Annotated in this window: 21 protein-coding genes and 1 tRNA gene; 14 read left to right on the top strand and 8 right to left on the bottom strand. The window is 29.2% G+C overall.

The window, feature by feature from the left end; translation table 11 throughout:
- Window positions 1-169: 169 nt before the first annotated feature.
- The 6 genes from Q0617_RS13520 to Q0617_RS13495 all read left to right on the top strand — a co-directional run bounded on the left by Q0617_RS13520 (window position 170) and on the right by Q0617_RS13495 (window position 4,267).
- Window positions 170-484 carry a F0F1 ATP synthase subunit C gene (locus tag Q0617_RS13520; RefSeq protein ID WP_298753947.1) on the top strand — a complete coding sequence of 105 codons (315 nt, stop codon included), beginning with the start codon at window positions 170-172 and terminating at the stop codon, window positions 482-484.
- A gap of 135 nt (window positions 485-619) precedes the next feature.
- A tRNA-Leu gene (locus Q0617_RS13515) sits at window positions 620-703 on the top strand.
- A 108-nt stretch (window positions 704-811) separates the two neighbouring features.
- Entirely contained in the window at window positions 812-1,240 is a 429-nt protein-coding gene (locus tag Q0617_RS13510) for a RimK/LysX family protein (protein ID WP_298754789.1), read from the top strand.
- On the top strand, window positions 1,240-2,172 hold the full coding sequence (gene rimK / locus Q0617_RS13505) for a 30S ribosomal protein S6--L-glutamate ligase (RefSeq protein WP_298753946.1): 933 nt from the start codon (window positions 1,240-1,242) through the stop codon (window positions 2,170-2,172). Before Q0617_RS13510 ends, rimK begins: the two co-directional genes overlap by 1 nt.
- A gap of 5 nt (window positions 2,173-2,177) precedes the next feature.
- Window positions 2,178-3,224: a succinylglutamate desuccinylase/aspartoacylase family protein gene (locus Q0617_RS13500; RefSeq protein WP_298753945.1), complete on the top strand. Its 1,047-nt coding sequence runs from the start codon at window positions 2,178-2,180 to the stop codon at window positions 3,222-3,224.
- The gene (locus Q0617_RS13495) at window positions 3,224-4,267 is read left to right on the top strand and encodes a peptidase M42 (RefSeq protein WP_298753944.1); all 1,044 of its coding nucleotides are present in this window, start codon (window positions 3,224-3,226) and stop codon (window positions 4,265-4,267) included. Before Q0617_RS13500 ends, Q0617_RS13495 begins: the two co-directional genes overlap by 1 nt.
- A 3-nt stretch (window positions 4,268-4,270) precedes the next feature.
- Here the strand turns inward: Q0617_RS13495 and Q0617_RS13490 are convergent, their stop codons facing one another.
- From Q0617_RS13490 to bamD, 7 genes are all read right to left on the bottom strand, one after another.
- Window positions 4,271-5,047, bottom strand: coding sequence for a CorA family divalent cation transporter (locus Q0617_RS13490; protein ID WP_298753942.1), 777 nt, complete (start codon window positions 5,045-5,047; stop codon window positions 4,271-4,273).
- Window positions 5,047-5,448 (bottom strand): ester cyclase, encoded by a 402-nt coding sequence (locus tag Q0617_RS13485; protein ID WP_298753940.1) that lies wholly within the window; start codon window positions 5,446-5,448, stop codon window positions 5,047-5,049. Before Q0617_RS13485 ends, Q0617_RS13490 begins: the two co-directional genes overlap by 1 nt.
- 65 nt (window positions 5,449-5,513) lie before the next feature.
- Window positions 5,514-6,776: a DNA polymerase IV gene (locus Q0617_RS13480; protein ID WP_298753938.1), complete on the bottom strand. Its 1,263-nt coding sequence runs from the start codon at window positions 6,774-6,776 to the stop codon at window positions 5,514-5,516.
- Between the two features lie 253 nt (window positions 6,777-7,029).
- On the bottom strand, window positions 7,030-7,560 hold the full coding sequence (locus Q0617_RS13475; RefSeq protein ID WP_298753935.1) for a rhomboid family intramembrane serine protease: 531 nt from the start codon (window positions 7,558-7,560) through the stop codon (window positions 7,030-7,032).
- On the bottom strand, window positions 7,550-8,131 hold the full coding sequence (locus tag Q0617_RS13470; RefSeq protein WP_298753933.1) for a hypothetical protein: 582 nt from the start codon (window positions 8,129-8,131) through the stop codon (window positions 7,550-7,552). The genes Q0617_RS13475 and Q0617_RS13470 overlap by 11 nt, the downstream gene beginning before the upstream one ends.
- 4 nt (window positions 8,132-8,135) lie before the next feature.
- A complete protein-coding gene (lon, locus tag Q0617_RS13465; RefSeq protein ID WP_298753932.1) occupies window positions 8,136-10,553 on the bottom strand; it encodes an endopeptidase La in 2,418 nt (805 codons plus the stop codon).
- Between the two features lie 27 nt (window positions 10,554-10,580).
- Window positions 10,581-11,249: an outer membrane protein assembly factor BamD gene (gene bamD / locus Q0617_RS13460; RefSeq protein ID WP_298753930.1), complete on the bottom strand. Its 669-nt coding sequence runs from the start codon at window positions 11,247-11,249 to the stop codon at window positions 10,581-10,583.
- Window positions 11,250-11,340: 91 nt separating this feature from the next.
- Between bamD and Q0617_RS13455 the strand changes: the two genes are divergently transcribed.
- The 5 genes from Q0617_RS13455 to Q0617_RS13435 all read left to right on the top strand — a co-directional run bounded on the left by Q0617_RS13455 (window position 11,341) and on the right by Q0617_RS13435 (window position 13,767).
- Entirely contained in the window at window positions 11,341-12,105 is a 765-nt protein-coding gene (locus Q0617_RS13455; RefSeq protein ID WP_298753928.1) for a pyrroline-5-carboxylate reductase, read from the top strand.
- On the top strand, window positions 12,068-12,379 hold the full coding sequence (locus Q0617_RS13450; RefSeq protein WP_298753926.1) for a hypothetical protein: 312 nt from the start codon (window positions 12,068-12,070) through the stop codon (window positions 12,377-12,379). The genes Q0617_RS13455 and Q0617_RS13450 overlap by 38 nt, the downstream gene beginning before the upstream one ends.
- Window positions 12,363-12,713 (top strand): prepilin-type N-terminal cleavage/methylation domain-containing protein, encoded by a 351-nt coding sequence (locus Q0617_RS13445; protein ID WP_298753924.1) that lies wholly within the window; start codon window positions 12,363-12,365, stop codon window positions 12,711-12,713. The genes Q0617_RS13450 and Q0617_RS13445 overlap by 17 nt, the downstream gene beginning before the upstream one ends.
- Window positions 12,668-13,075 carry a hypothetical protein gene (locus tag Q0617_RS13440; RefSeq protein ID WP_298753922.1) on the top strand — a complete coding sequence of 136 codons (408 nt, stop codon included), beginning with the start codon at window positions 12,668-12,670 and terminating at the stop codon, window positions 13,073-13,075. The genes Q0617_RS13445 and Q0617_RS13440 overlap by 46 nt, the downstream gene beginning before the upstream one ends.
- A gap of 71 nt (window positions 13,076-13,146) precedes the next feature.
- Complete coding sequence (locus Q0617_RS13435; RefSeq protein ID WP_298753920.1) at window positions 13,147-13,767, top strand: MarC family protein; 621 nt, start codon at window positions 13,147-13,149, stop codon at window positions 13,765-13,767.
- On the opposite strand, the gene rdgB is transcribed toward Q0617_RS13435, so the two are convergent.
- Window positions 13,762-14,352 (bottom strand): RdgB/HAM1 family non-canonical purine NTP pyrophosphatase, encoded by a 591-nt coding sequence (gene rdgB / locus Q0617_RS13430; RefSeq protein ID WP_298753916.1) that lies wholly within the window; start codon window positions 14,350-14,352, stop codon window positions 13,762-13,764. The two genes, Q0617_RS13435 and rdgB, sit on opposite strands and share 6 nt — an antisense overlap.
- A 77-nt stretch (window positions 14,353-14,429) precedes the next feature.
- Between rdgB and Q0617_RS13425 the strand changes: the two genes are divergently transcribed.
- From Q0617_RS13425 to Q0617_RS13415, 3 genes are read left to right on the top strand one after another with little or no spacing between them, the layout of a single operon-like run.
- Complete coding sequence (locus Q0617_RS13425; protein WP_298753914.1) at window positions 14,430-15,749, top strand: MFS transporter; 1,320 nt, start codon at window positions 14,430-14,432, stop codon at window positions 15,747-15,749.
- The gene (locus tag Q0617_RS13420) at window positions 15,746-16,390 is read left to right on the top strand and encodes a transglutaminase-like cysteine peptidase (RefSeq protein WP_298753911.1); all 645 of its coding nucleotides are present in this window, start codon (window positions 15,746-15,748) and stop codon (window positions 16,388-16,390) included. The genes Q0617_RS13425 and Q0617_RS13420 overlap by 4 nt, the downstream gene beginning before the upstream one ends.
- Before the next feature lie 12 nt (window positions 16,391-16,402).
- On the top strand, window positions 16,403-18,628 hold the full coding sequence (locus Q0617_RS13415; protein ID WP_298753909.1) for a LapD/MoxY N-terminal periplasmic domain-containing protein: 2,226 nt from the start codon (window positions 16,403-16,405) through the stop codon (window positions 18,626-18,628).
- Window positions 18,629-18,646: the final 18 nt, after the last annotated feature.

Below are 18,646 nucleotides of genomic sequence, written 5' to 3'. Positions count from 1 at the left end.
AATATTAATCACCTAAATAAAGAAATTTTAACCTAAGGGGATGTATAATACAACCCAACAAAGTGTTAAGTAGGGAAATATTTGCATTTATGTAAGTATTGCTACAGATTTTCTGTGGTTACGCTATCCGAACGGACTTTGAAATAAAATATATTATAAGGAATCTTGAATGAAAAAAATCGTTCTTTTAATGCTAGCTATCGCTGGTGTTGCTTTTGCTGCTGAAGGTTCAGTTGCAAACGAAACTTTAAAAGCTTACTCTGTAGTAGCTGCTGGTATTGGTTTAGGTCTTGCTGCACTTGGTGGTGCTATTGGTATGGGTAATACTGCTGCTGCAACTATTGCTGGTACTGCTAGAAACCCAGGTCTTGGTGGAAAATTAATGACAACAATGTTCATTGCTTTAGCGATGATCGAAGCACAAGTTATTTATGCACTTGTTGTTGCTATGATTGCATTATATGCAAACCCATTCTTAGGGTAGTCTTTAAATCTACAGATTTAATAGATAAAAAGGGTCAAGAGTTTTCTCTTGGCCCTTTTTTTATGTTCAAAATTAAAGTATTCAAATATAACTTATTTTTTAGAATAACTAGATATAATTCTAACTCTTTTTTATGCAGATGTGGTGGAATGGTAGACACGCGGGCTTGAGGGGCTCGTGGCGAAAGTCGTGTGAGTTCAAATCTCATCATCTGCACCAAAATAAAATAGACTTACTAACTACCGGTTCATTTATAAAAAATCTAATTACTCCCATTATTTTACCCCAAACTATGATATAATTTTTAAAAATATTAAAGGACATCCCATCAAGAAAAAGATAATTGGAAGAAAAGAGAGTATTTCAATTCTTGACTTAGAATTGTTTGATTTAGATGCAAAAGTTGATACAGGAGCTGATTCAAATGCCTTGCATTGTGATGATATTCTAATTGAAAATGGTGAAGTAAGTTTTACTTTGTTAGATGAAGTTCATCCTTCATATCATGGCAAAAGATTAACATTGCCACTGTATAAGATTAAACAAGTTAAAAGTTCAAATGGTACAGTACAAATTAGGCCATCAATACAAGTTAGAGTAGAATTTTTTGGTAAAAAATATAAAAGTGTTATCTCACTTACAAATAGAGCTGATATGAAATTTCCTATGTTAATTGGAAAAAGATTTTTAAAAGGAAGATTTATTGTTGATGTTGCCCAAGAGTATTTATGTAATAAAAAAGAGGAAAGTTTATAATGAGAGTCTATATATTATCAAGAAATAAAGAGTTATATTCAACAAGAAGATTGGTTGAAGCAGCACAAGCAAAAAATTGGGAAGTTAAAGTAATTGATTATCTAAAATGTACTATTGAAATAATGAAGGGTGAACTAGTTATAAATTATTTGGGACAAGTATTACCAACTCCAGATGCAATAATACCTAGAATTGGAGCTAGTAGGACTTTTTATGGAACTGCTATGGTGAGACACTTTGAGATGATGGAAGTCTTTAGTACCTCAGGAAACTTAGCCATTGCAAGAAGTAGAGATAAACTTAGAAGTTTGCAAGTTCTATCAAAAAATAGTGTAGATATGCCAAAAACTGTTTTTGCTTCAAATAAATCAAGTGCAAAAGATGTAATAGCACTATCAGGTGGGGCTCCATTAGTTTTAAAAATTTTAGAAGGAACACAAGGTGTGGGTGTTGTTTTAGTTGATAGTGAAAAAGCTGCAAAATCTGTACTTGATGCCTTTTATGGTATGGATGTAAACTTACTTGTTCAAGAGTACATAGAAGAAGCAGGTGGTGCTGATATTAGAGTTCTTGTTGTAAATGGTGAAGTAGTTGGCGCTATGAAAAGACAAGGAGCTGAAGGTGATTTTAGATCAAACCTTCATCAAGGTGGAAGTGCTACTGCACATAAATTAACTAGAAAAGAAAAATCAACTGCAATAGCAGCAGCAAAAGCTATGGGACTTGGTGTTTGTGGAGTTGATATGATACCATCATCAAGAGGACCACTAGTTATGGAAGTAAACTCAAGTCCTGGATTAGAGGGAATTGAAAAGTCAACTAATATTGATATTGCAAGTAAAATCATGGATTATATAGAAAAAAGTGTAACACCAAGATCTCAAGAAAGCACTAAAAAAAGAAAAATAAAAAAAGATAACATTGGAGCTTAGATTATATGCAAAATGACCATTTTGTAATTGGTGATACGATTATACCAAAAGGTAAAGAAGTAAAAATAAATTTAGAGTTACCAAAACTTTATAATACTCCTACAAACCTTCCAATAAGAGTTGTAAGAGGTAAAAAAGATGGACCTGTTGTTTTTATAAGTGCCGCAATTCATGGGGATGAATTAAATGGTATTGAAATAATTAGAAGATTAAGAAAGCTAAGTATTCTAAAAAAACTCCAAGGGACAATAATATTTGCACCAATTGTAAATGTTTATGGAGTGATGACACTGTCTAGATACCTACCTGATAGAAGGGATTTAAATAGAAGTTTTCCAGGAAGTATAAAAGGCTCAATTGCAAGTAGAATTGCAAAAATATTTTTTGATGAAATAGTTTCAAAATGTGATTTAGGAATTGATTTACATACAGGTTCTATTCATAAATCAAACCTACCTCAGGTTAGAACAAATTTGAATAATGAGTATACTTTAAAACTTGCCCATGCTTTTGGGGCACCTGTTGTTCTACACTCTGAGTTAAGAGATGGATCATTAAGAGCAGAAGCTCAAGAGATGGGAACACCAATACTACTTTATGAAGCAGGAGAAGCTCTAAGATTTGATGAAAGTTGTATAAGGGTTGGTGTAAAAGGTATAATAAATGTTCTTAGGGAAAATGGTATGCTTCCAAAAGTCATAAGAAAAAATACAAAAAAGCCTATCACTTCAAAAGCAAGCAGATGGATTAGAGCCAATGAAAGTGGAATGGTAAGAACAATAAAAGCACTAGGTGAAATAGTAAAAGAGAATGAAATAATTGCTTATATTGATGAACCTTTAGATGATAATAGCTTTGAAATACTATCACCTTTTGATGGTATAATAATTGGAAAATCACAAATCCCTTTAGTACAAGAAGGAGATGCTATTTTTCACATAGCAAAATTTAGTAATTTAAATATTGCAGAAGATAAAATGGAATATTTTAATGAAGATGCCGTAAAACAAAGTGAATTTTACGAATTAAACAATGAAGAGATAATAGAATAATGGAAAAGTTTTACGATATTTTAAAACAGCTAATTAGAACACCAAGTGTTGTAGGTGCTGAACACCCTTTTTTTATGAGGGTAAAAAGAGAACTTGAAGAGTTGGATTTAAATGTTGAATATTATGATGGCGTATTAGTTGCAAAAGGAAATGATCCACAAAGTGGTTATATTTCTGGACATGCTGATAGACATGGACTTATTTGTACAGGACACAATGAGTTTCAATATGCAGCTTTTATAGCAAAAAACCAAGCTGACCTTAGAGGAAACTCTAACTCTGAAAAACTACTTAAAAACTTTGAGATGAGATTTATGGAACAAAAAGTTCAAGCATATGAACCTTGGTCTGGAAGTTACTTAGGAATGGGTGTTATAAAAGATGCCTTTTTATGTACAAGAAGAAAAAATATTATATTTAAAATAGATGGACTTGAGCATCTTTTACCAGGAACTGCCATTGCCTTTACAGATACTCTAGAAATAGATGATAATGGTTTAGTATCAGCCCAACTTGATAATGTTATATCAATAGCTATTATGATATACATGTATCATGTAGGTTATCAAGGAACTGCATTTTTTACAGCAAGTGAAGAGGCTGGAAAAAGCTGGAGATTTTTACTTGAATATTTTAGAAGATTTGATATAACTACAGATGAACTATTAGTTTTAGATACAAGTCCATATAGCAAAGTAGATGATATAACTCACCTAGATATTGTACTAAGAAATAAAGATGAAAATGCAGAATTTAAATCACCCCTAGAGGCTAAAATTAAAAAAATAGTTATAGAAAACAATATAAATTACCACTATAAAGATGCTTATTTAGAAAATCTTATGGCAACAGCAGGGACTAAAGGTTCACTTGGTGTTACAGAACTTGGAAGAATAATTGATGCAACAGAAGGTGAAATACAAGGTACAACTTTACAAATTCCAACTATTGGCTACCATACTGTTGAAGAGACAACTACAAAAAAATCTATCGATACAATGTTATTAATACTGACTCAACTTTATTTAGAAGAAGGTAAATAGACTTTACCTTTTTTTAATAAAATATACTAAAAGTGTAGAAATTATTGCTGAAATAAATAGCGTATTTATAACTAACAATGTTCCTCCATCTCCTTGAGTAAAGGGTAAAGAGGTAGTGTTCATCCCAAAAAATCCAACAATTAAATTTAGAGGTAAAAATATACCTGACAAAAGTGTTAGGATATAAACGGTCCTATTCATTTGCTCATTATTTTCTACTAAATATGAATTATGTAAAGCATCAAGCTTTTCTAATAGCATACCAGAATTTCTATGTGCTCGTTGTAAGTGTTCTTGCATATCTTCAAAGTTTCTCTCTAAATAATCATCATCTTTTCTATAATGACTAATCAAAATTGTTATTACTTCCACACACTTAAATAAAATTCTATTTATTTTTATAAAGTCATTTTTATATGAAAACCACTGTTTATTGAAGTTTTTATCAATTTTATTTTCATAGAAATTATCTTCTATAAGTTCTATTTCTTCAATATATCCATTTATAATTTTTAAGATTGAATCTATATCATTATTTAAATACTTATAAAAGCCATCAACACTCTGTAAGTCTACAAACTCTTTACTCTCTTTATCAAAATAAAAGTATGACTTATCAGTTATAATAAAAGCTTTACTAATAGGAACTAGTCTATTATTTATTAGTTGTGGCATTCTAAATATAAACAAATCATAATTTTCATCTTTGAAAAATACTGAAGGATGAGCCTCATTTTCAATATCAATACGATGAAAATCATTAATTTCGTTATATTTCATTATTTACTCAACTGTTTATACAATGAGTTTAAGTCACCCAATACCCATATTTCTTTGATTTTATCATTTTCAATTCTAAAAAATGAAGCACCATAATATCTTATTCTATTATTTGTAGCTTCAAAATCAAAAAGTTTTCCCATATGAGTTCCATTGTAAATTGCTCTTGCACTTACTAAGTTATTCTCAGCAACCATTAGCTCAACACCATGGTATAGATTTGGAATAGCACCTAAAATCATATCAAAGTACTCTTCAAACTCTTTTTTACCGTTTGTTTCTATATTTAGTGAACCTCTGAAAAGTATCTTGTCATCAAAAAGTTTGTCAATATATGATTTGTCTTTTTTATTCCAAAGGTTTTCATAATAAGATTTTACAATCTCTTTATTTTTATTCATCTTTTCTCTTTATTGTTTTTTTAGAATTATACTACTTTATTTCTTTTTTTTTCTCTTAAATTATCTCAAAGTTCTGTTGCATTTTTAATTATATCTACCCCGAATTTATCTCTTAATTCATTGAGTTTATTGTTTAATTGCTTTTTCTTTAAATCATTCTCATACTCTAAAAGATTAAAACTATCCATTTTTTGTTCCATAAAATTACTTACTGTTATATTTAATTGGATGATACTATGTGTGGGGTGAATATCATTTGCATTAAACATTTTGATAATCTCATCTTTAAAGAACTTTTCACTAAATAATCGGTTTGTAGAAAATGAACTTTTAGATTTAGAATCAAACTCGTATTTGATTTTTATAAAAAAGGTTTGGGGATTTACTCTTTTTTTAAAAACTAAGAAAGCAAGATACCTTGCCAATATAATAATTCGTCGTTTTATCTCTTCTCGATTATTTATAGGGTCAAAACTTCTACCTATTCCTATTGATTTTGAAGCTGCTTTTTTTTCCAAGACAAAGTCTTTTATTCCACATACACGATTATAAAGCTGAATACCCGGTTTTTTCCAAGCATAAAAAATATGTTTTTTTTCTCTTATTTGTCCAAGGGTTTTTATATTGTGAGCTCTTAATCGCATCTGATAACCTTGCCCAATACCAGGGAATTTTTCTATTGGAATATCTTTTATAAAATCATTAACTTCATCTTCAAATACTACCTTAACTCCATGGGGCTTTGCATACTCTGTTGCCAATTTTGATAAATATTTACTTTTTGCAACACCAATAGAAATAGGTAAATCAAAGATTTTTTCAATCTTATCTTTTAATCTTTTGGCAAAGATTTCAACATCTTTATCTTCCACCCATCCTGTAACATCTGCAAAATACTCATCTATACTAAACTGTTCTACTTGTGGTGTTTCATATTCTAAAAACTGCAATAATTTATAAGAGAGTTCATGATATAAAGGATAATTAGGAGCAATCATTTTAAGGTGTGGGCATAGTCTTAAGGCTTCATTTACACTCATAGCAGTTTTAACACCAAAAGCCCTAGCCTCATAAGAAGAAGTAGTAATAATACCTCTAATTCGTCCATTTTCATCTTTAAAATACTCTTGGGCATTTGGATCTTGCTCACTAACTATTGAGCTTACAAAAGCTCCATTACTATCACTTACTACACGTTTATGTTTGCTTTTTGAAAATATATTAAGATTGCTTCGTCCTCCTACAGCAGTAGGTATATTCATTAAACTTTTATCACGAGTTCGATGTGCAGAAACAAAAAAACAATCTATATCTAAATGTAATATCATAAAACTATTCTATCTTTTTTTTTCATTGTATATTGATTATATGTCATTTTGAAAGAAAATTAGCTATTATTTCACATAACAAAAAGGATAAAAAATCGAATCTTGTAGAAACTGTAAAAGTGAAGTAAAGGCCAAAATAGGACGATGTCCATATTGTGGAATATTAAATCCTACTGTAAAATTAAAAGAGATATTTATTACTATTTTTGCTGTATTAGCAGTTATGGGTGTAGTTACATATTTTATGAACTAATTATCTTAAAAATTTTCCTAAACTAAATCCAACAGCTAGTCCTATTAAGTGAGCATACCAAGCAACTGGAAGTCCTATTAAAACTGGTACTATAGAAATAAGAATAATCCAAGTAATAATACCATTTCTTTGATAGGTATCAACAAGTGCAACATAACCTAAAAGTACACAAATAGCTCCAGATGCCCCAACTAAGTTGTGATTAAATCCCATCATCTGCATAAAAGCAAAACTTAATAATGAAGTTAAAATACCACCTATAAAATAAAGTATTAAAAAGGTTTTTACACCTCTATACTTTTCAATTAAATTACCAAATTGAAAAAGTACAAACATATTCATCAAAATATGCCCTACTCCACCATGTGCAAACATACTAGATAGTGGTTGATACCAAAGATTTGCTTCTAGAAAAAATATATTTAGTCCTAAAAATAAAGAGCCATTATCCATATTAGTTTGTAATATGTACATTAAAATAGTAACTAGGATAATGAAATTTGAAACAGTTAGTAGTTTATTATTTTGCATTGTGTTTAAAAGCCTCTATAATACAATCTATTCTATTTTTTATATCTTTTTTATCATACTCTAAAAAATCTGTTTTCATCATAAAAGCCTCTTTACCATTTATTCTAAAAGAACTCAGAATAGTTCCAGCATAAGATTTACTATATGCATCTTTTTTTCTTGGGTCATTCTTATCATTCTCTATAATTTCATATTTTATATTTAGATATTTAACTGGATTTTCTTTTTGAACAATTGCAATTTTTAATTTAAAAAAATCATTTGCTTCTTCAATAGTAATCTCATCTTTTAAATAAAACTTCCCAAATCTTGGTTTAATAAAACCACCATTTAAAACATATAATCCATTTTCCATATAATATTTAGCATCTTTTAATAAAGATGGCGATGTGATTTTATCAATTGTTGAAGTTGTTTTTTGACACTCTAAATTTGAGTGTACTCTAGAAGGGGTTTTCACTTTTGGGCCATATTTAGAATAAAGAGTTATTACTATTGCAATAATTACAATAGAAACCAAGGTAAAAAAGTTATTTACTACTTGGCTATCTCTTCTATATTTGCCCGACATAAGACTATACTAAACCCTCTTTTAAAACATCTTCTATTTTATCTACAGGCATAATCTCTAAAGCTTTTTTAACTTCAGCTGGAATATCTTCCAAATCTCTTTCGTAATTTTTTCTTGGAATTAATGCTTTTTTCATTTTAGCTTTAAAAGCAGCAATTAACTTCTCTTTTAATCCACCTATTGGTAAAACTTTTCCTGTAAGTGTTAACTCACCTGTCATACAAATATCAGATTTAATCTCTTTGTTACTTAAAATTGAAGCAATAGTTAAAGCCATAGTTATACCAGCACTTGGACCATCTTTTGGCGTTGCACCTTCTGGAATATGTAAGTGGATATCATATCTTTTGTAAACTTCACTTGGCTCTAATTTAACATCCTCATCTTTTTCTTTTAAAAATTTAGGAATAAGTTCATCATCAATTTTTAGTTTACCTTCATCAATTAAAACTTTTATAACTGAATAAGAGATTCTTGATGATTCTTTCATTACATCACCTAAGTTTCCTGTAACTACTAAATTGCTTTTCCCTTTAAGTTTTATAGCTTCAATTTTTAAAACATCTCCACCAACAGCAGTCCATGCCAAACCATTTGCAACTCCAACCATGTTCTTTTTATCAGCTGGGTCTATTTCAAATACTGGATTATCTAAATAGTGTTTTAGGTTTTGTGTATTTATTGAAACTTTTGCTATATCTTCTGATAAGATTTTTTTAGCAGATTTTCTAAAAAGTTTAGCAAATACTCGTCTTAGATTTCGCACCCCAGCTTCTCTAGTATATTTACCAATAATTGCTTCAATAGTTGGCTTGCTTAAACTTACTTCACTTTTTTTAAGTCCATGTTTTTCTAACTCTTGAGGGATAAGATAATCTTTTGCAATATGGTATTTTTCATTTGGTGTATAAGATGAAATATCTATAAACTCCATTCTATCTCTAAGAGCTGCGGGGATTCTTCTAGCATCATTTGCAGTTGATACAAATATCACTTGTGATAAATCTATTGCAAAGTTCAAATATAAATCTCTAAACTCATTATTTTGCTCAGGGTCTAAAACTTCAAGCATAACAGCAGTTGGATCACCTCTGTGATTTGCTCCTAATTTATCTATTTCATCAAGAACCATTACTGGGTTCATTTTTTTAGCGTCAACTAAACCTTTTACAAGTCTTCCTGGCATTGCTCCAACATATGTTCGTCTATGCCCTCTTAGTTCATTTACGTCTTCCATACCACCTAATGCTACTCTTACAAGAGGTCTTTTAAGTGCTTTTGAAATAGAGTTTGCCAATGAAGTTTTACCAACACCTGGAGGTCCAACAAAACATAAAACTGTACCTCTTGCTTTTTCACTTTTAACTTCTCTTTGCTCTAAAAGCTGTTTTACAGCAAAATATTCAGAAATTCTCTCTTTTGCTTTTTCTAGGGAATAGTGATCTTTATTTAGCTGTTTTTCAACGGCATCAACAGATATTTTTTCATCAGAATATTGACCAAAAGGTATATCTAAAACTTGCTCTACATAAGTTTGTAAAAGTGATGCATCTGGCGAATCTTGGTGCATACGAGAAAGTTTTTCAATTTGTTTTTTAGTCTCTTTAAATGCATCTTTGCCCATAAAAGGTTTAAGTTTTTTTAATCTTTTTGTATAAGATTTTACCTCTTCATCTTTTTTATTTCCAGTACCTAGTTCTTGCTGTATAGCTTTTATCTGCTCTTTTAGAAAATAGTCTTTATGAGTTTTTTCAATCTTAGAGTTTACTTTTTGAGTAATATCCTTTTGTATTTTAAAGTTTTCTATCTCTTTTTGAATTATCTCGATAATAGCTACTAATCTAGCTTCGATATCAGTTTGTGAAAATAGTTTATAAGCTTGTGATTTTGTTACTTTTAAAACAGAAGAGATTAAGTCTGCAATTCTAACTGCATCATTATTTTCATCTATTGTTTTTATCAAATCAACTGGAAATTTTGTATTGATTTTAGATAATTTTCCTACATTGTCTCTTAGTATATTTAATATAGATGAAACACCCTCTAGTGAATAAGGTTTTGTTTCTATTAACTCTACTTGGCAAACTTCAGGATTAGACTCTTTAAACTCACTAATTCTTCCCTTTGCTAAACCTTGAAAAAGTACCTTGATTTTACCATCAGGCAGAGATACTTTTCTCATAATATTACCTATTACACCAACATCATAAAACTGTCCATCAAATCTATCTTGGCTCTCTTGCCCATCTTTACTAACTGCTACAATTACCAATTTGTTTTCATCTATTGCTTTTTCAACTGCACTAATATTTGTCTTATTATTTAAAAAAAGTGGTGCAATCATAAATGGGTATAAAAATACCTCATCTTCAATAATTAATGGTAATTCCTGTGGAAATTCATCATAATTTGTTAAATCCATTAAAATTAACTCCTAAAATATTTTATATTATTCAAATAATGCTCTATACCATGGAACATTTACTTCTTTTATCTCTGTTGGTTCAACCCAGTTTTTTGATAGTTTTTCATTATAATACTCTGCCGCTTTTGGCTTATCAATTCTTGTATATAAATCAGCTATTTCTTTATCAAAAGAGGCTTTTGCCATAGCTAAACGTGCATTTATTGTTCCTACTAGGGGCATATATGGAGAGTTTGGAAACTTAACCATAAACTCATTTATCTCTTTTTGAGTCTCATAAATTAAATCTTGTTCTCTAAATTGAGAAGAAAAAGATAAAAAGTTTGCTTTTATTTTTAGATATCTAAAATAATCAATACTTTTACTAACTGCAAACTTTTTTGTATATTCGTCAATATAAAAATTTGCTAAGGCATACTCTTCTTCATCAATGTGAGCATTTACTAATATTTGCAATGCAGTTGCCAATAATGGTGAGTTTTTATGTTCACTCTCTAAAGATATATATGTATCATCAGCAGCTTCTAAATCACCGTTTGCAATCTCATTTGCAATTTTATTGTACCAATAAATAGCTGGTTGTCCGTACTCTTTTGGACCTTTTTTTGATGAACAAGATGTAAGCGTAAGTGCTAATCCACCTATCATTAAAACAGCCAAACTCTTCTTTACTAATTTATTTAACGTAAGCATTATTATTATCCTTTTGTAAAAAGAAGTATTTTAACTAAATGAAGCTTAGGAAATATTTGCTATAATAATAAAAACAATATCAAGGTACAATATGAAAATCACATTAATTGGTAACGGAATGATGGCAAAAGCTTTAGCCAAAGGTTTAATAGAGAACCATAGTGTTGAAATTTTAGGGCGAGATGAAGAGAAATTATTAAAACTCAAAAAGCTTATTCCAGAAATTGAAATAAAAGTTCTTGATGATAAAGAAGATATTACAAATAAAAATATAATTTTTTGTGTTAAACCTTATGCCCTGCAAAGTGTAGCAGTTAGACTTGAGGGAAAAGCAAACTTATTTATTTCAATTTTGGCAGGTACAAAAATTGAGAGTCTAAAAAAACATATATCTTCAACTTCATATATTAGAGTAATGCCAAATGTTGCAGCATCTCTAAAAAAATCAATGACAACTATTACAGGAGATAGAGAAGCTAAAAATATAGCATTGGAACTATTTAACTCAATTGGTAAAACCTTATGGGTAAATACAGAGACGCAATTAGATATTGCAACAGCAGTTGCTGGAAGCGGTCCTGCATTTTTAGCTTTAGTTGCAGAAGGAATTGCAGATGGTGCTGTAAAAGCTGGATTAGAAAGAGAGTATAGCTCATTTTTAGTTCAAGGTCTTTTTGAAGGTTTTGCCGCATTATTAGAAAAAACTCATCCTGCAGTTATAAAAGATTCTGTTTCAAGCCCAGGTGGAACAACAATAGCAGGAGTTGCTGCACTAGAAGAAAATGGCGTAAGAAATGCAATGATAAAAGCTATTGAAGATGCACACAACAAAGCAGTTGAAATCTCTAAAAAATAGTTTTATCTTCTTAGAAACAATTGTTTCTTTAGTTGTTATATCTATTATCGTAAGCATATTTTTCAAATTAAATTACGATAATAGGGCTAACAAAAAATTCCAAACTCTAAATGAACTCTCAAACAAACTTAAAAAATCTAATTATCAAAATATGCAAATTTCACAAAATAAATTAACTATTTTTGAAAATGGCATAGAGAAAAAAGTTCTTGTAAGTAAAATCACTTCAAACCAAAACAATATAAAACTAACTAAATATGAACTTATCAAATAAAAAATCATTTTCTCTTATAGAATTAATTGTCTCATTATTTATAATTTCATTAATATCTATTTATTCCATATATTTTTATAAAGAAGTTTTCTTTAAAAATGAACAACTTTTCCAAGATGAAAAAACAAAATTAGAACTTCTAAACTTTAAACTCTTTTTAGAAAAGAGCTTAAACTTTGATAAGCTTTCTTATTCTAAACAAAACATCTATTATGATAACTCTTTATTATTAAAAAACGTAAACAAATATGCACTAAAGAGCAATAACGATTATGTATCTATAGATATTTGTCTAGAAAAAAGAGTCTGTCAAGAGTTGGTTATAACAAAATGAAAAACTCTTTTTCTTTATTGATTACACTGATTTTAATAACTATATTCTCATTTTTTACAATATTTATCATTCAAACAAAATCACTCTCCATATTAAACCTTAGCAACTCTTATTTACAAACTCAAACAAAACTTCATCTTGATTTTTTTAAAAAATATATCAATAGTTTAGATTTAAAAACAACCTGCCTACATGACTTATCTTTTAGTGATGATATTTATAAACTAAATGCAAATGTAAGTTTTGAGTTATCTTGTGAAAGTCAACTTCCTCAAAATATCACCATAGACATTTTTGCAAATGCAAAAACTTTAAACAATGAAGTAAATTTACATGAAAGGATTATCAAACAATTAAATTAGTAGCTAAGATTGTTGTAAATTTAATTGTGCTTATTGTAGTATATTCTTTTAATCAACGAAGGATAAGTTAAGTGGAATTTATTCAAAACTTTTTACAACAATCAATAACTTTTTTTGCCATCATGGATCCTATAGGAGTTAGTGCAATAGCTCTATCTTTACTAAATGAAAATATTACAAAAACTCAAATGAATATGATTGCTAAAAGATCTTCTTTGACTATTGTTATTGCATTTTTTGTTGTACTCATTAGTGGTGATTTAATACTAAAAATCTTTAGTATTAGTGAAGATTCACTAAAAGTCATGGGTGGAATTGTTCTTATATTGATGGCTATTTCAATGGTAAATGGAAAAGATAAAGAAAAAACACGAAATGAATCAAAAAATGATACAGAACTAGCATTTATTCCTATTGGAATCCCTATTGCTTTTGGAGCTGGACTATTTACTACAATTATTATTTTTAAAAGCCAAGCAGCAAATTTGGTTGACCTAGTATCAATTTCTTTTGCCTTTTGTATAAATGCACTTATATTTTATATTGTCCTAAAAAACTCCATTTATATTAAAAAATATTTAGGAATTACAGGACAAAATATTGTCACAAAACTAATGGGACTTATAGTTGGTGCAATAGCTGTGCAGTTTATAGTTTCAGGAGTTGTTCATTTAACAAATAGTTATTTATAAAATTACATCCAATACTTTTTTTGCTAATTTTAAAGCTTTGCTTCTATGTGAAAACTCTTTTTTTATTTCATGATTTAATTCTCCTAAAGTTTTATCAAAACCTTTAGGAATAAACATTGGGTCATATCCAAAACCTCCATCTCCAATCTCTTTTGTAATAACACTCCCGTGCATCCAACCATGTACTGTTGATACCTCACCTTTGTAGATAATACATATACAAGCTGTATAATACGCTGCTGTACTTTTGAGGTTTTTTTCAAGTAGTTTTGAGATAAGTTTTTTGTTGTTATCTTTGTCACTTGACCCCTCACCTGCATAACGAGCTGAATAGATTCCTGGTTCATTATTTATTGCAGGAACTGTTATGCCACTATCATCAGATATTACAATATAATCTTCACTATTTAGTTTTTCATATATTGCTTTTGCTTTTATGATTGCATTACCTTTAAAACTGTCAGCATCTTCAATTATTTCCATATCTCCAATTAACTCTTTAAATGTATAAACTTCTTCATTTGGAAGAAGTTTTTTAAACTCCGATATCTTGCCTTTATTTGAAGTTGCCAAAACTATTCTCATTACTTTCCTTCTTTATGATTATATTAATCTATTTACTATATAATTTTTGCTTATTTTATCAAACTTCAGGATTATAAATGATTAAATCGATTATGCCGTTAAGCGCAATTATTTCACTAAGATTTTTTGGTCTCTTTATTGTATTACCAGTTATCTCTGTTTACGCAATGAATTTACAAGGTGCAACAACTAGTATTGTTGGAATTATAGTGGGCGGATATGCCCTAACACAAATGATTTTTCAAGTTCCATTTGGAATTATGAGTGATAAACTTGGACGAAAAGGAACAATTATCGTAGGACTTATTCTATTTGGTTTAGGTTCTATTCTTTGTTCTGTATCAACTGATGTCTTAACTTTACTACTTGGTAGACTTATGCAAGGTGCTGGAGCTATTGGGGCAGTAGTAACTGCCATGATTAGTGACCTAGTAAAAGAAGAACAACGTCCTAAAGCTATGGCTTTGATGGGTGGAAGTATTGCAATGGCCTTTGCCTTTGCTATGATTTTAGGGCCAACACTTGGTTCTTGGTTTGGTGTAGAGTTTTTATTTATTATTACAGCCATTATTGCTTTTGCTTCAATTTTTGTTTTATTAAAAGCTGTTCCAAATCCTCCTAAGATAACTCATACTTATAACAAAAAAGGTGCAGTTACATCTGTACTATTTAACAAAAACCTTATAAAAATGAACATCACTAACTTTTTACAAAAAGGTTTTATGACTTTTGCTTTTATGATTATTCCTATGGTTTTAATCAATAATTATGAGTGGGTAATGTCTGATTTATGGAAAGTGTATCTACCTGCAACTATTTTTGGTGTAATAGCTATGGCACCAGCTGCAATATTAGCTGAGAAAAAAGGTAAGTTCAAAGAGGTACTTATTGCTGGTATTATTTTCTTTGGAATTTCATATTTATTAATTGGAACAGCCTCCACTCCTCTTGCTTTTGTAATTGGTGTTGTTCTATTTTTTGTTGGATTTAATGTACATGAACCTATTATGCAATCCCTAGCTTCAAAATATGCAAAAGTTCACCAAAGAGGTTTTGTTTTAGGAATTTTCAATTCGTATGGATATTTTGGAACTTTCTTAGGTGGATTACTTGGTGGAGTATTTTTTGAAAGTGTTAGTTTGTTTGATATTGTTATTGCTATTGCTGCTATTTGTGTGGCTTGGGCAATTATGATTTTCACACTACCAAATCCACTTAAAAAACAGACTGCTTATTTAAATTTAGAACAATATGACAAATCTAAAATGACAGAATATGATAATAATGATATAATTGATGAATGGTATGTTAATGACACAGAAAATTTGTTAATCATAAAATATGATATAGAAAAAATTAGTGAAGATACGTTAAAGGACTCTTTAAAAATAGCATGAGAAAATATTTAATCATTTGTTCTCTTTTTATTACTCTTTTAACTTTCAGCTTTGCTGTAAAAACATTTAATATTTCACAGGAAAAATTAAATCAATTTACAAAAAAATATGGTGAAGTAGCGGAAACTAGAGTATTAATTTGGGATAAAATGGTTGAAGATGCAAAAACAAAAGATATCCTACACAAATTAAAAGATGTAAATGATTTTTTTAATAAAATCAAATATCAAACAGACCAAAGACATTGGAATAAAAAAGATTATTGGGCAGCACCCTTTGAGTTTATGGGTACAGGCGCTGGAGATTGTGAAGATTATGCAATAGCAAAATACTTTACACTAAGACAGCTAGGTGTGCCTGAAAATAAACTAAGAATAACCTATGTTAAACTACTTCAACGCGGAACAAAATACGAACAAGCTCACATGGTTTTAACCTATTATCACAAACCAGGAGCTACTCCTGTTGTATTAGACAATGTTAATAAAACTTTAAAACTAGCCTCAAAAAGACCAGATTTAAAGCCAGTTTATAGTTTTAATGCTCAAGGGCTGTGGCAAGCGAAAAACAAAGGTAAAACCTCAGAACTTGTCGGTAAAAATAATCTTAGATCATGGAAAGATCTAATGAATAGAATTTAAAAAAGGAAAAATATGTCTTTATCAAAACAACTTTATTTAATCATTTCTGTAATATTTCTTGCAATATTTGTAGGAAACTTTATTATTAGTGTTAAAAACACTAAAGAGTATTTAGAAATAGAATCAGCAACAAAGGCACAAGATACAGCCACCTCAATTGGTATGAGTCTTAAACCATTAATTGCAGATAAAAAAGACCCTGAAATAGAAACTGTTATTAAAGCAATTGCAAATAGAGGATTCTATAAAGAGATAAGATTAGAAGACATTGAGATTTCATTTACAAATGAAGATTTAATTAAAAATGCAAAAGAGTTAAATCTTGAGAATTATAATTCTATTAGCGAAGTAACAATTGATCCAAAATATGGAAAAATAGAGAAACAAAGTGATAACAATCTTTTTGAAAATGCCTTAGATAATCTTGGTGCAGTAACAGAAGATGAAGTAATAGCTGATAAAAAAAGCACCAATACAAAATACCTTTTCATACCTAATGAAGAGTATGCAAAAGGTGGAGTATTTGATATAGATTTTAAAGTCTCTTTTAATAAAAAAACTGTAGATGCAACATCACAAATAAATTTAAATAAAATATTAGTAAAAGAGCATAGAGAAGAGAAATTTGATTATGTACCCCAATGGTTTATAAATCTAATAAGTCTTACAATGGAAGAAAAATCTAGTGAAATCAGTGATGGATGGAATAATGTTGCAACTATTTATATAAGTGCAAATGCTGGTGATGCATATGCAAAACTATATGAGCAAGCAAGAGGTGCTATTACTTACTCTTTAATTGCATTTTTTATATCCTTGAGTATTTTAGTTCTATTTTTACAACTTATTCTAAAACCTTTAAAAAATATAGAAAAACTAGCTATGAATATCGCCGTTGGTAAATTTGGCATAATAGAAAAACTTCCTGTAACAACAGAGATAAAAAATGTAGCAATTGCCATGAATGACATGTCAAGAAAAATAGAAGGAATAATCAAAAAACTTAATTCAAATATTGAAAATGTTACTAAAAAAATCTCTCAAGATGGACTTACAAAACTAGAGATGAGACAGACATTTGAAACTGATATGAAGAATATGTTTATTACTAAAACAGATGGTTATGTTATAAGTCTAAAAATTGAGTCTTTAGGAGAATTTGCAAAAAACAACTCAAATAGTGCAGTTGATAAACTAATAAAAGATTTTGCAAATATTTTAAAAGATTCTCAGGATTCATTTGTTTTTGATATAAAAGCTTATAGATTTTTTGGTTCAGAGTTTGCAATGATTACTAAAAATTGTTCACAAGAAGATATTGAAAAATTAGTTGATTATCTAAAAACTAAATTTGATGAAGTCTCAGTAGAGATAAAAATAGCAAACTTATCAAATATTGGTGTAACAATGTTTAATCAAATAGGAACAACACCAGAGATGTTAAGTGCAGCAATAGAAGCAAGAGAGAGTGCAAAACAAGTAGGTCCAAATGAGTTTGTAATAAGAGATGCAAATGATTTAGCAAGGGATATGGAGTCTTGGAGAGAGTTGATTTTTGACATAATTGATAACTCTAGATTCAATGTTGGATTTATTAATAATGAGTATCTTTTAAATGGGGAAGAGGAAGGAAAACTTGTAATGCAAGAAGCCTTTACTTCTGCAAAAGATAAAAATGGAAATGATATACCAATTGGTACATTTATCTCTATTGCTGAAAAATATGAAAAAGTTGTAGATTTTGATAAAGCTGTCGTAACAAATGTAATAAAACATATAAAAGAAAATAGTATCGAAAATAATATCTCAATAAATCTATCTCTTGATTCAATTGTTGATTTAAGTTTCATAAATTGGTTAAAATTTACACTGCAAGTAAATACTTCTATTGCTAATAAACTTGCATTCTCAATTACTGCATATGGTGTTGCAAAAGATATTGAAAGATTTAAAATCTTTGCAAAATCAATAAATCTATGGGGAGCTAAGATTGTTGTCAAAAGATTTGAATCTAAATTTATACCACTACAAAGTATTAAAGATTTAAATCTTGACTTTATAAGACTTGCAAGAGATTATACAAATGGTATCTCAAGTGATTCAGGTAAACATGCCTTTGTTGAGTCTATGCAAGATTTATGTAACTTAGTAAATATAAAAGTAACAGCTGAAAATGTAAAAGCAGATGATGATTTAGAAAAAGTTAAAGAACTAGACCTATACGCTGCAAGTAGATAGATGATATAATGGCGATAA

It is taken from the genome of uncultured Arcobacter sp. (assembly GCF_937982575.1).
Lineage (GTDB): Bacteria > Campylobacterota > Campylobacteria > Campylobacterales > Arcobacteraceae > Arcobacter.
Note: the sequence above shows the minus strand (reverse complement) of the source record. Positions and strands in the feature narration are given on the sequence as shown.

Excerpts from the sequence above, each read along its gene's own strand:
- Q0617_RS13495 (WP_298753944.1), top strand. The coding sequence starts at position 3,224 with ATGGAAAAGTTTTACGATATTTTAAAACAGCTAATTAGAACACCAAGT.
- Q0617_RS13450 (WP_298753926.1), top strand. The coding sequence starts at position 12,068 with ATGCACACAACAAAGCAGTTGAAATCTCTAAAAAATAGTTTTATCTTC.
- Q0617_RS13470 (WP_298753933.1), bottom strand. The coding sequence starts at position 8,131 with ATGTCGGGCAAATATAGAAGAGATAGCCAAGTAGTAAATAACTTTTTT.
- Q0617_RS13500 (WP_298753945.1), top strand. The coding sequence starts at position 2,178 with ATGCAAAATGACCATTTTGTAATTGGTGATACGATTATACCAAAAGGT.
- lon (WP_298753932.1), bottom strand. The coding sequence starts at position 10,553 with ATGGATTTAACAAATTATGATGAATTTCCACAGGAATTACCATTAATT.
- Q0617_RS13490 (WP_298753942.1), bottom strand. The coding sequence starts at position 5,047 with ATGAAATATAACGAAATTAATGATTTTCATCGTATTGATATTGAAAAT.
- rdgB (WP_298753916.1), bottom strand. The coding sequence starts at position 14,352 with ATGAGAATAGTTTTGGCAACTTCAAATAAAGGCAAGATATCGGAGTTT.
- bamD (WP_298753930.1), bottom strand. The coding sequence starts at position 11,249 with ATGCTTACGTTAAATAAATTAGTAAAGAAGAGTTTGGCTGTTTTAATG.
- Q0617_RS13485 (WP_298753940.1), bottom strand. The coding sequence starts at position 5,448 with ATGAATAAAAATAAAGAGATTGTAAAATCTTATTATGAAAACCTTTGG.
- Q0617_RS13455 (WP_298753928.1), top strand. The coding sequence starts at position 11,341 with ATGAAAATCACATTAATTGGTAACGGAATGATGGCAAAAGCTTTAGCC.
- Q0617_RS13420 (WP_298753911.1), top strand. The coding sequence starts at position 15,746 with ATGAGAAAATATTTAATCATTTGTTCTCTTTTTATTACTCTTTTAACT.
- Q0617_RS13425 (WP_298753914.1), top strand. The coding sequence starts at position 14,430 with ATGATTAAATCGATTATGCCGTTAAGCGCAATTATTTCACTAAGATTT.
- Q0617_RS13475 (WP_298753935.1), bottom strand. The coding sequence starts at position 7,560 with ATGCAAAATAATAAACTACTAACTGTTTCAAATTTCATTATCCTAGTT.
- Q0617_RS13415 (WP_298753909.1), top strand. The coding sequence starts at position 16,403 with ATGTCTTTATCAAAACAACTTTATTTAATCATTTCTGTAATATTTCTT.
- Q0617_RS13480 (WP_298753938.1), bottom strand. The coding sequence starts at position 6,776 with ATGATATTACATTTAGATATAGATTGTTTTTTTGTTTCTGCACATCGA.
- Q0617_RS13520 (WP_298753947.1), top strand. The coding sequence starts at position 170 with ATGAAAAAAATCGTTCTTTTAATGCTAGCTATCGCTGGTGTTGCTTTT.
- rimK (WP_298753946.1), top strand. The coding sequence starts at position 1,240 with ATGAGAGTCTATATATTATCAAGAAATAAAGAGTTATATTCAACAAGA.
- Q0617_RS13445 (WP_298753924.1), top strand. The coding sequence starts at position 12,363 with ATGAACTTATCAAATAAAAAATCATTTTCTCTTATAGAATTAATTGTC.